Below are 12,904 nucleotides of genomic sequence, written 5' to 3'. Positions count from 1 at the left end.
TGATGGCCGGCGGCAACCCGATCACCGTCACCACCGCAGCACCCGGGACCAGGCTCTCTTTGTCGGTGTCATCGACCACCGACACCGTGATCGAACGCGACAACCCACCCTCAGTGGCAGTGAAGGTCACCGCCTTGATCGCGGCCTCGTACTGCTCAATCGACGCCACCCCGGACAAGGTGAGAGTCCTGGTTGCCGCATCCCACGAGGCGGTGATCGGGTTGCCGTCAATACCGCTGAAGCTCAGCACATCCCCGGAGCGATACGACAGACCACCAATGGTCAACGTCGCCTTGGACAGGTTGTCCGAATCGCCATCGAGGATGCTCACCGAGGACACGACCTTCACCGGGGCACCACCCAACCGGAAAATCGGCAACCCACCCACCGTGATGGCCGGCGGCAACCCGATCACCGTCACCACCGCAGCACCCGGAACCAAACTCTCCTTATCGGTGTCATCGGTCACCGACACCGACACCGTCCGAGACAGTCCACCCTCGGTCGCAGTGAAGGTGACCGCCTTGATCGCCGTCTCGTACTGCTCAATCGTGGCCACACCCGAGAGCGTCAACGTGCGGGTGGCCGCATCCCAGCTCGCGGTGATCGGATTGCCGTCAATACCGCTGAAATTCAGCACATCCCCGGACTTGTAACCCAAACCAACCGTCAGCGTCGCCTTGGACAGATTCTGCGAATCGCCATCGAGAATGCTCACCGACGACACGACCTTCACCGGGGCACCACCCAGCCGGAAAATCGGCAAACCACCCACCGTGATGGCCGGCGGCAACCCGATCACCGTCACCACCGCAGCACCCGGAACCAAACTCTGCTTGTCGGTGTCATCGGTGACCGTGATCGCGACGCCGCGAGGCAGTCCGCCCTTGGTCGCGGTGAAAGTGACGCCCAGCAACGCTTGCTCGTACTGGTCGGCTGTCGCGAGTCCGAACAAAGTCAAAGTCTTCGTCGCCGCGTCCCACGTCGCCGTGATGGGACTGCCCGTCGGAGGTGCGTAGGCGAGGACGTCGCCGTCTTGACCCGACGTCGCGATCCTGATCGTGGCCTGGGAGATCTGGTCTGAGTCGGCGTCTGTGATGATCGCCGACGACAGTACCTTGACCGGCGAGTTCCCCAGCTTGAACACCGGAAGCCCGGCGGTGACCACCGTGGGAGGTAGCTGCACGATCGGGTCGAGCGTGATCGGGATGGTGACGGTCACGTTGTCCTTTTGTGCGAGGCCGAAGAGCCTTGCCACACCGTGGAGCAACTTCTGAATAGACCCTAACGCGCCGGTGAGGTGTTCGGAGTCGTCCCTGATGACGACCTGGAACGTGTCCTGCAGCGGCGCTCCGGTGACGACGGTTGTCGGTGTGTAAACGAACTTCCCGGTGATCAGATCTCTGACCACAAGTCCGTTCTTCGGCTGGATGATCTCGTATGTGAGCGGGTCGCCGTTGGGGTCGGTCGCGTTCAGATCGATGAAGTACTGGCCAGTGAAGATTCGTTCGACCGTGATGGGGCCGTACACGGGAGTCTTGTTGGAAAACGTGTGGGTGATCTGGCGACGCACCCAGGCCAATAACGCGTCGAACCAGGGCACCGGTGCAGGCGCATTCGGATTGGCGAACGGCGACACCACAGTCGACACCAGAGTGGAGACGATGTCGACGGTTTCAATGTCGTCCTTAGAGGCTGCCGCCGCGCGTTCCACAGGTTCGGCGACCGGGCGGACGACATCGACCACCGCGACATCGCCGACGGCCGCGGAATCGTCTTCACCTGCTTCGTCGACCACAGTGTCGTCGACGGGCTCGCCGATGGAGTCGTCGATCGGCTCATCGCGTATAGCGTCCGTCTCGTCAAAGTCGCGAGTAGGCACTGTCGGCTCGACGGCAGGTTTGTCTGCCGGTGTCTCGGTATCGGCGGTCCCGCCGGAGTTTTCGGGTGACGTGGTTTCGTCGTCTTCGTCATCCACAGGTTCCGCATCCGGGTCGTCGGCGGGCGGATCGACCTCCTGCTCGCGATCGGGTTCTTCTGTTCCAGGCTCATCGCGGCTCGCACCGGAGTCTTCGTCGTCGTCGGCGGCACCGTCTGCTTCGTCCTGCGCCGGCGGTGTCTCGTGCGGTGACGCGGATTCAGACTTGGCGCCGGAGACTGCCGCATCCGATTCGCTATCTGCGTATGCGACAGCTGCGTTGGCGTTGGCGACCGCCAGCCCGACGCCCAGCGAAACCGCCAGCGCACCGACCCGTCCTATGTGGAGGGCATACTTGGACGGTCCTCGGCGTGCATGCCGGGCAGAGCCGGCCGCACCCGTCGACTCCAGCAACTCTCCCGCGGCCCAGAATCCGGCGCCGACAAAAGACTCTCCCTTGCGCTGAGCGCGGTGACGGGCCGGGTTTGCACACATACGCAGTCCTTCGTCTTGCCACTTGCAGCGGTCCCAGCGGGAACGCTGTTTCGACGGTCACGAGGACCGTGCCGGCGCGCCGTGACGACGCGCCCCGTCCGCCGGTAACCGGCCGTGAGCCCGGCTGGCTACCTGACGGAAGAGGTTTCGATCACCAAACCGACAGCGTGAGCAGGCCTGCTGCGCTCTGCACACCCGCGTCATCGGTGACTCTGACCACCAAAGTCCTTGTGGTCCAACCACCGATGGTCGCGGTGAATGTGACTGCCTTCAGGGCCGCCTCGTACTGGGCCTTGGTGGCGGTCCCCGTCAGCGTCAGCGTTCTATTGCCCGCGTCATATGTGCCGGTGATCGGCACTCCGTCCAGCCCGCTGAATTGCAGGACGTCTCCGGAACGGCCGAAGAGCGTGACTTCCAGGGTCGCGCGCGTCAGGTAGTCCGAGTCGGCGTCGACGATGTCCACAGCCGAGACGGGACGCACCGGCTGCTTGCCGATCGTGTACGACCTTCCACCGAACGGCGTTACCAAGGGCGGCAACGGATTTCTGGCGCCGGCGAGAACAATCCCGGACGTCAGGCTCTGCACCCCGGTGTCGTCGGTGACATCGATGGTGACGGTACGCACGATGCCCACACCCTGGGTCGCCGAGAAAGTCACCGCCTTGAGCGCCTCCTCATACTGCGCCTTGGTAGCCACGCCCGACAGGGTCAACGTCCTCGTCGCGGCATTCCAGGAACCGGTGATCGGGCTGCCTTGCGCTGCAAGGTACCCGAGTGCGTCACCGGTCTGGCCGAGGAGCGCGATCTTCAGCACAGCCTTGGACAGGAATGCCGAATCCCCGTCGGCGATGTCCACTCCGGATACCAACCGCACCGGGGTGGCGCCGAGCGTGTGGGTGGGCACTCCGACTGGTGTGACCAACGGCGGCAGAGACCACCGCGCACCAGCGAGGATCACTCCGGAGGTGAGACTCTGCACTCCGCTGTCGTCGGTGACATCGATGGTGATGGTGCGCACGATGCCCACACCCTGGGTCGCCGAGAACGTCACCGCCTTGAGCGCCTCCTCATACTGCGCCTTGGTGGCCACGCCCGACAGCGTCAGCGTCCTCGTCGCGGCATTCCAGGAGCCGGTGATCGGATTGCCGTTGGGCGCTGTGTAGTTCAACAGATCGCCGGATTGACCCAGTAGTGCGATCTTCAGCACGGCCTCCGATAGATAATCGGAGTCCCCGTCAGCGATGTCGACTGCCGTGACCACCTTGACCGGGGTGGACCCGAGCGTGAAGGTCGGTGCGCCGATCGGGGTCACCAACGGGGGCAGCTGCGTTGCGAACCAGACCCCGACCGTGACCAACCCCGGCGCGAGGTTCTCCACGCCGTCTTCGTCAGTGGCCGAGATGGTCACCCCGCGGACCAGCAACGCACCTTGCGTCGCGGAGAAAGTCACGGCCTTCAACGCTTCCTCGTACTGCGCCTTGGTCGCCACCCCGGAAAGGGTGAGCGTCCTGGTGTCGGGGTCCCACGAGCCGACGACCGGATTGCCGGACGGCGCTACGTAACCGAGGACGTCACCGTCTTGGGCCAGCGTGGCGATCTTGAGGATGAGTTTCGACAGGAAGTCCGAATCGGCGTCGGCGATGTCGACCGCCGACACGAGCTTGACCGGATCTTCACCGAGCGTGTAGCCCAGTCCTGGAAGGGGTGTCACCAGCGGCGGCAGCTGGACCGCCGGCAACACCGCGACTGTGACGAATCCCGGCGTGAGGTTGTCCACTCCGTCGGCGTCGGTGGCCGAGATCGTGACGCCGCGCACCAGCAGCGCACCCTGGGTAGCCGAGAACGTGACGGCCTTCAGCGCTTCCTCGTACTGTGCCTTGGTCGCGACCCCGTACAGGGTCAGCGTCCTGGACTCCGCATCCCACGATCCCAGGATCGGATTATCCGACGGCGCAACATAACCCAGCTCGTCGCCGGATTGGGCCAACGTGGCGATCGTGAGGACCAGCTTGGACAGGAAGTCCGAGTCGCCGTCAGCGATGTCGACCGCCGACACCAGCTTGGTCGGGTCGTCGCCGATTGTGTGACCGAGTCCGGGCAGCGCTGTCACCAACGGAGGCAGCTTGATCTCAGGCCAGACTCCGACAGTGACGAATCCCGGTGCGAGGTTGTCTACACCGTGTTCGTCAGTCGCCGAGATCGTCACGCCGCGCACCAGCAATGCGCCCTGTGTCGCCGAGAACGTCACGGCCTCGATCGCCTGCTTGTACTGCGCCTTCGTCGCGACACCACTGAGGGTCAGGGTGTTGGTCTGCGCGTCCCAGGACGCGGTAATCGGATTGCCCTCGATTCCCGCGTAGGCCAGCAGGTCCCCTTGCTGGGCCAGCGTGGCGATCTTGATGATCACCTCAGCGAGGCGATCTGAATCCCCGTCGGCGACCAGCACGGACGACACGAGCTTCACTGGGTCAGCACCGAGCGTGTAGCCGAGCCCCGCCACGGGGGTGATCAGCGGCGGCAGCTGGATGACGGGATCGACGTACACCGGCACGGTGACGGTGACGTTGTCCGCCTGGGCGAGACCGAACAGGCGGGCCACTCCGTGGAGCAAATTCTGGATCCCACCCAAAGCGCCGGTGAGGTGTTCTGAGTCGTCGCGAATCACGACCTTGAAACTGTCCACCAGAGGGTCGCCGGCGACGAGTTCGTAAGGCGTGTAGACGAAACGGCCGGTGAGAACGTCCCGGAACACCCAACCGTGTTCGGGCTGGATGATGTCGTAGGTCAGCGGATCGGCGTTGGGGTCCGAGGCATGCAGGTCGATCAACAATTGGCCGGTGAAGATCTGTTCGTTGGTGATCGGGCCGTAGACCGGTGACTTGTTGAAGAACGTGTGATTGATCTGGCGGCGCACCCATGCGAGCAGCGCGTCCAGCCACGGGGCGGGCGCCGGTGCATCCGGATCAGCCAACGGCGCCACCACATTGGATACGAGGGCTGTCATGAAGCTGACCGACTCGTTGCTTTCCTCCACGGCGGCAGAAGTCGACGCTGCCCCGGCGCCGGAGATCGGCACCACCTCGGTTTCAGGGGCCGAAGCCTGTTCCGGCACGGCGGAATCCACGGCCTCGACCGGGTCGACGACCAGCTCGTTCTCCTCGCCGCTCCCCGAGGAGGGACGCGGCGGCGCCGACACCTCCGTATCCGGAGCCGACACGGGGGTTCTGTCGGGATCGTCAGGGGTCACCGACGCGTCATCGTCGGCATCCTCTGCCGTCAGCTCCGGATCCGAGTCCAGTTCCGCATCGTCATCTGGCTCCGGCGCGTCGTCGAGCTCGGGGTCGTCGGTTTCGGAGTCGCCGGCCTCGTCATCGGCGTCTTCTTCGTCCTCGGCCGCGTCGGTAGCGGGTCCGTCCTGTGTCGTCTCCGCGGGGTCCGTTGTGACGGACGGGCCGGCAGATCCTGATTCGTTTCCGGTGCTCGACGCCGACGAGTCGGCGTCAGTGTCCGCGAAGGCCACGCCCGCGGAGTTCGCGACGGCCAGCCCGACTCCGAGTGAGACCGCAAGAGCTCCGACCCGTCCGATGGGGCCGGCGTACTTCAGTGACGTCTTCCGTGCGTGCCGGGGGGAACCTCCGCGCCCGCCGCCGTCGACCATGTCCCCGACGGTCCAGAAGTCCGGCTGCTGCCGCCGAACCGTGCTATGGCGGGCTGGGTTTGCACACATCTTCGTCCTCCGTTGCTGAAACCGCGTCTCCCCGGTCATTCGGGTGCGGCGGCAGAACAAGGCTCAGCTCGCGCGAAGCTTCACCGCCGCCACTCCTGAATGCGCACACCCGCATCTCCCCGACCATCCAGCTACAGCTGCACTTGGTTTGCTGGGCGTGCGCCTCGACGTCCAGCGCACGCCCAGCTACGGGTGAGCTTAAGGCAATAACGTGACCCCGATAACGAAATTTGCCAAATTGTTTTCGAATGCAAGTTCCGAGCAACATATCCTGCGTTGGTTGCATCAGCAACGACCCAGTTCACGTCGGTACGCTAGCAGCTGCGAGCAAATTTGCCTAGAAGAAAGTTCCGTACAGAAGCAGAACTGACACCTGCAGCAGTCGACGTCACCGACCTGCACTTAGCCAGGCCTTAGCCGTACACCGCACTGCGGCGGCTCCTGGCCAACAGTGGCTGCCCGCCACCACTCGACAGCGGCTCGGTTGGCGTACGACGTTGCTCGGATCGACGGATGCCGTTGAGGAAGTCCCCTCGGGCCGCTAACGCCACCGCGCAGTGGCGATACCCGGGCCGATCACGGAGACGTCGAAGTCTCGATATGAACCAAAGAATGCGGCGGGAGCGTCAGTATTTGCCTTCGTCGCACGCCGCGGCCGTCGACAGATGCGGGCCGCGGCACCGCCTGGCCGGCCCTTAACGCGTCGGCGTGATACGCCCTACCCGAGCGCCGGGATAACCTGCCGCTCGAAAAGCTCGATCCCGGAGCGGTCATAGGCGGCTTCCGGGAAATAGCAGATCACGTACTCGCAGCCCAAGTCACGGAGATTCCGCAGCGCTTCGACCAGCTGCTCGGGGGTTCCGCTGCCGGCCTGGGGAGTGCTCATCGAGCTCAGCATGGCATCGGCGGCCGGCTCCCCTGCCAAACCGCTGATCCGTGAGCGCACCCGTGACAGCCGATCCTCGACGTCTGCCTCGGAATCACCGACAACGACGTTGATGTTCACCGAACGCACGATGTTCTCGAAATCGGTGCCGACGTCGTGACAGTGGTCGGCGAGCACCTGTGACTTGCGGGCGAACCCGTCGGGCTCAGACGTGAAATTGGTGTATTGCGCGTACTTCGCCGCGATGCGGAGGGTGACCTTCTCCCCGCCGCCGGCGATCCACAACGGGATCCCGCCCTGCTGCAGAGGGCGCGGGGCCACAATGGCGCCGTCGGTTTGGTAGTGCTTGCCGTTGAAGGACACCGCGCCGTCACGCCAGGCGTCTCGCATGATCTGCACGCCCTCGTCGAGGCGCGCCAGCCGCACCCCCGCCGAAGGGAAGCCATAACCGTATGCGCGCCATTCGTGCTCGTACCATCCGCCGCCGATACCCATCTGGATGCGCCCGCCGGAGATGACGTCAGCGGTGGCAGCGACCTTGGCGAGATAGGCGGGATTTCGATAACTCATGGCCGTACACATCTGTCCGAGCTTGATCCGCGACGTGGTGGCCGCATAGGCCGACATCAGCGTCCACGCTTCGTGGGTGGCTTCGGAGGTAGGCACGGGAACGGTGTGGAAGTGGTCATACACCCACAGCGAGTCCCAGACGTCACCGTCATCGACGTAGGCCGCGAGGTCACGCATCACCTGCCACTGATCGCGCGGTTCGATTCCAACCAGGTCGAGTCGCCAGCCCTGCGGGATGAAGATACCGAAACGCATGCACCCGACTCTAAGCCCCACAGCCAAGGGCACCCGGTAGTCACCGCCGGTGAGTACCGTGCGATTCATGGCCCTTTCCAAAAATGAACGCCAACAGTTCCTCGCCGAGCCGCACGTCGCCGCGCTGTCCGTTGCCGCCGGAGACGGACGCGGCCCGCTGACCGTGCCCATCTGGTACCAGTACACGCCGGGTGGTGACCTGTGGTTCACGACCGGCGCCGGCTCGCGCAAGCACCGACTGATCGAGTCCAGTGGCCACGTCTCGCTGATGGTCGACCGAGTGGAGCCCACGGTGCGTTACGTCGCCGTCGACGGGCCAGTCCTTCGGATCGAGCCTGGGACCGACGAGCATTTGGTCGAGGTCACCAAGCGGTACTTGCCACCCGAGAAGGTCGACGGCTATCTCGAGTTCGCCCGGCGCGAACACGGCCCCAGCGTCGCTGTTTTCGTCGAGCCCAGACACTGGCTGTCGGCGGATCTCGGCAGTGTCTGACTCAGCGGCACACAGCACCGGGGTAGAGCGCAGCGACGGCGGGCAGGCTCACCTTTAACGCTTCGTTACGTGGTAACGCGTCGACGACAGTGAATGCAACCGGCACGGCGTAGACCGGAAGTTCCTGCCGGACAAGGTCTTTGAGCTCGCCCTCGGTCGGAACTGGGGCACCGGCCGCTACCTCGATGGCGGCGAACGGCACTTGGCCAAGGCGGGCGTCCGGCACGCCGACCACACATGCATCCCGCACGCCGGGATGGGAGATCAGGACCCGCCTCACCGCTTCGGGCAGCACCTTGAATCCGCCTCTGTTGATGGCGCCGTCGGCCCGGCCGTGCAGGAAGACGAAGCCGTCCTCGTCGATGCTGGCGATATCGGTCGTTCTGATCCAGTCAAGTCCGATCGGGGCGACCTTGGCCTCAAGCAGGCCGTGCTGCCCGGTCGGCAGCTCATGGCCGCTGTCGGGGTCGACTACCCGCAACGTCGTGTCCGGCAACGCCCGCCCCACGCTGTTGCGTTTCTCCTTGCCGAACTTTGCCAACTCGTCGGGCGTCCACGCACACAACGAACCCGCGAATTCCGTTGCCCCATACGCCAACCGGATCGGAATCTGGTACTTCTGCTCGAACTCGTCGCGGGTTTCGGGATCCAAGGGCCCCGAGGCACTGATCAAGAACTCCAGCGACCGGAGATGCTCTCTGGGCACGTCGGCATCGAGAAGCATCCGGATGACCGCGGGCTGCACCCCGGACCGGGTCACGCGGTGCCGCCGCACCGCGTCGACCCAGCCCTCGACGGTGAAGCGTTCCAACATCGCGATGCGCCGCCCGTTGTAGAGGCCCGCGATCAGCTGGCATACCCCGATCCCGCCGAACTGCCAGTACGCGAACTCCGGCGGTGCACCTGCGGACGCCTTCTCACCGGCCGTCACGCTGAAGACGGTGCGCTCCAGCACGTCGAAACGGATCGACTGCCTCTTGGGCGGGCCAGTGGTTCCGCTGGTGAGGATCTTCAGCGCGACGCCCGGCTCAGCCGGTGCATGAGGGCGCGAACTGTCGCAGCGGTTGAGACCGTCCACCCCAACCACGCGCGGATCCCCCAACGAGATCGCCAGCCCCGCAGAGCCGATGCGAGCGGCCGCGGCTACGACGGGCGCATTCCAGTCCTGCGGATCGCCGACCACCGCCGCCAGGTTCAGCGTGTCGATGTCACTCGCGATCGACTCAGGGGATTGAAACGAATAGATCATCGCGACGGTGCGCCCGGTGGCCAGGAACCCGGCGATGGTTGCGGCATGATGCAGACGGTTGCGGACGATCAACCCCACCGGCGCGTCATCGGCGACACCGGCATCCCGCAGCAGCGCCGCAATGCGCTCACCGTAGGACGCGACCTCTCTGCCCGAATACCACCGACCCTCGAACTCGATGCACTGTTCCTCGGCATAGCCGTTCAGCGCTGCCGCGAACCTTTCGGTAAACCCATCGGTCACGGTGCCCATTGTGGATCACCGAGGCCGCGAGTCAACAGCCTCTGAGCCTGATCGCGACGTCGCTATGCGAGCAGGAACAGCGACGAGTTCTCCTCGATGTTGCTCCACAGCCCGTGGACATCCCGCACCTGCATCCTGATCGTGCGCGAGGTCGGCAGCACCGAGAACTCCTTGCTGATTCTGATCGACCGGATCAACGCCTGGTACTCGGCGACGGTGGCCTGGCCTACCAGAGTCAGCGTGTCACCCGAGAAGGAGGCCTGGATATGCGCCGGGGCATCCCATACCAGACTGTCGCCGGCACGCTTGTCCACGATCTGCACGTAGGCCTCCTGAAGGTACTCGGAGTCGTCGGTGATCACGGCCAGCGGGCTGAGCAGCGGAAGACCGAGTAGCACCAGGCCCCCACCCAGAGGCGCACTGAGGACGGGGCTGCTGTTGGCCCTCACCGTCACCAGTGCCGTGGCCGGCAGGCTCGTGCCGCCCTGGGCGTCGGTGATCGTGAACGTGACTGTCTTGACGGCCGTCGGAGCGGTGGCGCTGGTCGAGAACGTCACCGACTGCAGCACCTGCTGGTACTGCAGTGTGCTGCCCGCACCCGACAAGGTCAGGACGCCGGTGGCACTGTCGTAACTGCCGGTGATGTCACCCACCGGGCTGAAACCGAGCATGTCGCCCGCCGCGAAGTCGCCGGTGATCTGAACGACGGCCCCCGACATGGTCGACGAATCCAGATCGATCACCGTCAGCAATGGATTCACCTGCACCGCACTGTTTCCCGCAGTGTAGATGGGCCCCAGCAGCGTGGTCACCAGAGGCGACAGATTGACGGGTGCAGCCACCACGGTCACCACCACATTCGCCGGAAGCAGCCCCGACGTCCCTTCGGCGTCGGTGACGTTGAAGGACACGGTCTTCAACGTGGCGAGGGCCGCCGCCCCTGTCGACAGCTGCACCGATCGCAGCGCCTGCTCATACAGGGCGATGCTCGCCGTTCCGGTGAGCGTCAGCGTCCCGGTCGCGCTGTCGTAGGTACCGGTGATTCCCTGAGGCGCGGTGAAGCTCAGCATGTCGCCGGTTGCGAATCCTCCGGAGATCCTGATTGTCGCGCCCTGCAGAGCGGTCGAGTCGAGGTCAAGAATGCTGACCAGTGGATCCACAGTGATGGCACCGGATCCCGCGGTGTAGGACACGTTGGCCGGCGATGTGGTCACCAGCGGCGCGATCTTCAGCGGCGCCTTGACGATGGTGATCGCGACCAAGCCCGGTGCGCTCGTGTTGCCCTGGCTGTCGGTGACGACGAACGAGATGCTCTTGATCGACGCCAGCGCGTCACCCGTCGTCGAGAAGGTCACGGACCGCAACAGCTGCTCGTACGCGGCGGCCGACGCGGTGCCCTCGAACGTCAGGACGCCATCGGTGTAGGTTCCGGTGATACCCTCCTGCGATGTCCAACTGAGACTCTCGCCTGCTGAGGCGCCGCCGATTATCGACACCACAGCCCCCGACATCGTCGCCGAATCCGCATCGAGCAGCAGCAGACCGGAGTCGACCTGGATGCCCGAGTTGCCGGCTGTGTAAACGACATTGGCCAGTGACGTCACGACCACGGGCTTGGCGAGAACGGGTACCGAGAGGACGGTCACCGCCACTGTCCCCGGGATACTCGCGCGTCCCTGGTCATCGGTGATCTGCACCGAGACGGACTTGATGGTTGCCAGTGCCGACGACTCACTGGAGAACTTCACCGACCGTAGGATCTGCTGGTATTCGCTGACCGTGGCCCCGCCGACGAAGGTCAACACGCCCTGGTCGTAGGTGGCGGTGACACCTTCGGGTAGTCCGCCGTACGTCAAGACGTCGCCGGCCGCGGGATTGGCGATCGTCACCGTGGCGCCAGTCATGGTTTCCGAATCGGCGTCGAGCAGGATCAGACCAGGATCGATCGAGACACCGGACGTACCCGCGGTGTAGGACACGCTGACCACCGACGTCAGTAACACCGGGGTGGCCACGGTCAGCAGTCCGAGGACGGTGACCGCTGTCCCCGCGACAAGGCTTGTCTTGCTCTGGTCATCGGTCACCGTGAATGACACGGACTTCAATCCCGCACCGGTCGAGGTCAGCGTCACCGATTGCAACAGCTGCTGATAGACGTCGACCGACGCAGATCCGGTGAACGTGAGGACGCCGCCGGAGTACGCCGCGGAGATGCCCTCCGGCACGGCGCCCCAAGCGAGCACATCGTCGCCTGCTGGATCGTTGATAATGACTGCGGCCGACGCAATCTCATCAGAGTCCAGGTCGGTGATGACCACGATCGGGCTCACCGTGATCGGCGATCCCGCAGTCCCAGTGGCCACCGGCGAGACCACCACCAACGGCGCCACCTCGGTCACCAGACCGACCACTGTCACCACCGTGCCCGCCGGCACCGTACTCGTGTTGCCCTGCGCGTCGGTCACGGCGAAGCTGACCGACTTCAGGCCTGGGCTTGTCGAGGTCAACGTCACCGACTGCAACAACTGCTGGTAGACCTCTACCGAGGCGTTGCCGGTGAACGTGAGGACCCCGTCGGCGTAGTGAGCATCCACACCTGTCGGCACACTGCCCCAAGCGAGCACATCACCGGCGGCCGGATCGTTGATCGTGACTGCGGCTGAACTGATCTGATCAGAGTCCAGATCCGTGATCACCACAATCGGACTGACCGTGATCGGTGACCCCACCGTCCCGGTGGCCACCGGCGACACCACCACCAACGGCGCCACCTCGGAAGGCAACCCGACCACCGTGACCACCGTGCCCGCCGGCACCGAACTGGCATTACCCTCACCATCAACCACGGCGAAGCTGACCGACTTCAGGCCCGCACCCGTCGAAGTCAACGTCACCGATTGCAACAACTCCTGATACACCGCCACCGACGCAGACCCGCTAACCTCGATCTTTCACGTGGCGGGTAGTTGAGGTCTTTTCGTGGCGTGGGTGGGCGGTTCTGACGTGGGCGGCCTGGGGTTCCGGCGTTGCGTCTCGCCGGTGCTCCTGGGTCCTTTGCTCGTCGGAAT

General features: G+C 64.7%; 6 protein-coding genes. 1 reads left to right on the top strand and 5 read right to left on the bottom strand.

Going from position 1 to position 12,904, the window contains the following annotated elements:
* The 3 genes from ACXMYJ_RS27575 to ACXMYJ_RS27565 form a co-directional block, all read right to left on the bottom strand.
* The coding region (locus tag ACXMYJ_RS27575) for an Ig-like domain-containing protein (protein ID WP_460359386.1) at positions 1-2,413 on the bottom strand (2,413 nt) is incomplete at its 3' end.
* A gap of 151 nt (positions 2,414-2,564) precedes the next feature.
* Entirely contained in the window at positions 2,565-6,140 is a 3,576-nt protein-coding gene (locus tag ACXMYJ_RS27570) for a hypothetical protein (protein WP_460359385.1), read from the bottom strand.
* Positions 6,141-6,858: 718 nt separating this feature from the next.
* Positions 6,859-7,851, bottom strand: a complete 993-nt coding sequence (locus ACXMYJ_RS27565; protein ID WP_460359384.1) for an LLM class F420-dependent oxidoreductase — start codon at positions 7,849-7,851, stop codon at positions 6,859-6,861.
* Between the two features lie 67 nt (positions 7,852-7,918).
* Here ACXMYJ_RS27565 and ACXMYJ_RS27560 point away from each other — a divergent pair, with 67 nt between their 5' ends.
* Positions 7,919-8,344: a pyridoxamine 5'-phosphate oxidase family protein gene (locus tag ACXMYJ_RS27560; protein ID WP_460359383.1), complete on the top strand. Its 426-nt coding sequence runs from the start codon at positions 7,919-7,921 to the stop codon at positions 8,342-8,344.
* Position 8,345: 1 nt separating this feature from the next.
* On the opposite strand, the gene ACXMYJ_RS27555 is transcribed toward ACXMYJ_RS27560, so the two are convergent.
* Together ACXMYJ_RS27555 and ACXMYJ_RS27550 are read right to left on the bottom strand one after the other, a co-directional pair.
* Positions 8,346-9,845, bottom strand: a complete 1,500-nt coding sequence (locus ACXMYJ_RS27555; RefSeq protein WP_460359382.1) for a class I adenylate-forming enzyme family protein — start codon at positions 9,843-9,845, stop codon at positions 8,346-8,348.
* Between the two features lie 53 nt (positions 9,846-9,898).
* Positions 9,899-12,730 carry a hypothetical protein gene (locus ACXMYJ_RS27550; RefSeq protein ID WP_460359381.1) on the bottom strand — a complete coding sequence of 944 codons (2,832 nt, stop codon included), beginning with the start codon at positions 12,728-12,730 and terminating at the stop codon, positions 9,899-9,901.
* Between the last annotated feature and the right edge of the window lie 174 nt (positions 12,731-12,904).

This window comes from Mycobacterium sp. ZZG (assembly GCF_054786995.1).
The sequence above is the reverse complement of the archived record's forward strand: the minus strand, read 5'-3'. Positions and strand labels throughout refer to the sequence as shown.

Coding starts and splice junctions, on each gene's coding strand:
- ACXMYJ_RS27560 (WP_460359383.1), top strand. CDS start 7,919: ATGGCCCTTTCCAAAAATGAACGCCAACAGTTCCTCGCCGAGCCGCAC.
- ACXMYJ_RS27565 (WP_460359384.1), bottom strand. CDS start 7,851: ATGCGTTTCGGTATCTTCATCCCGCAGGGCTGGCGACTCGACCTGGTT.
- ACXMYJ_RS27555 (WP_460359382.1), bottom strand. CDS start 9,845: ATGGGCACCGTGACCGATGGGTTTACCGAAAGGTTCGCGGCAGCGCTG.
- ACXMYJ_RS27570 (WP_460359385.1), bottom strand. CDS start 6,140: ATGTGTGCAAACCCAGCCCGCCATAGCACGGTTCGGCGGCAGCAGCCG.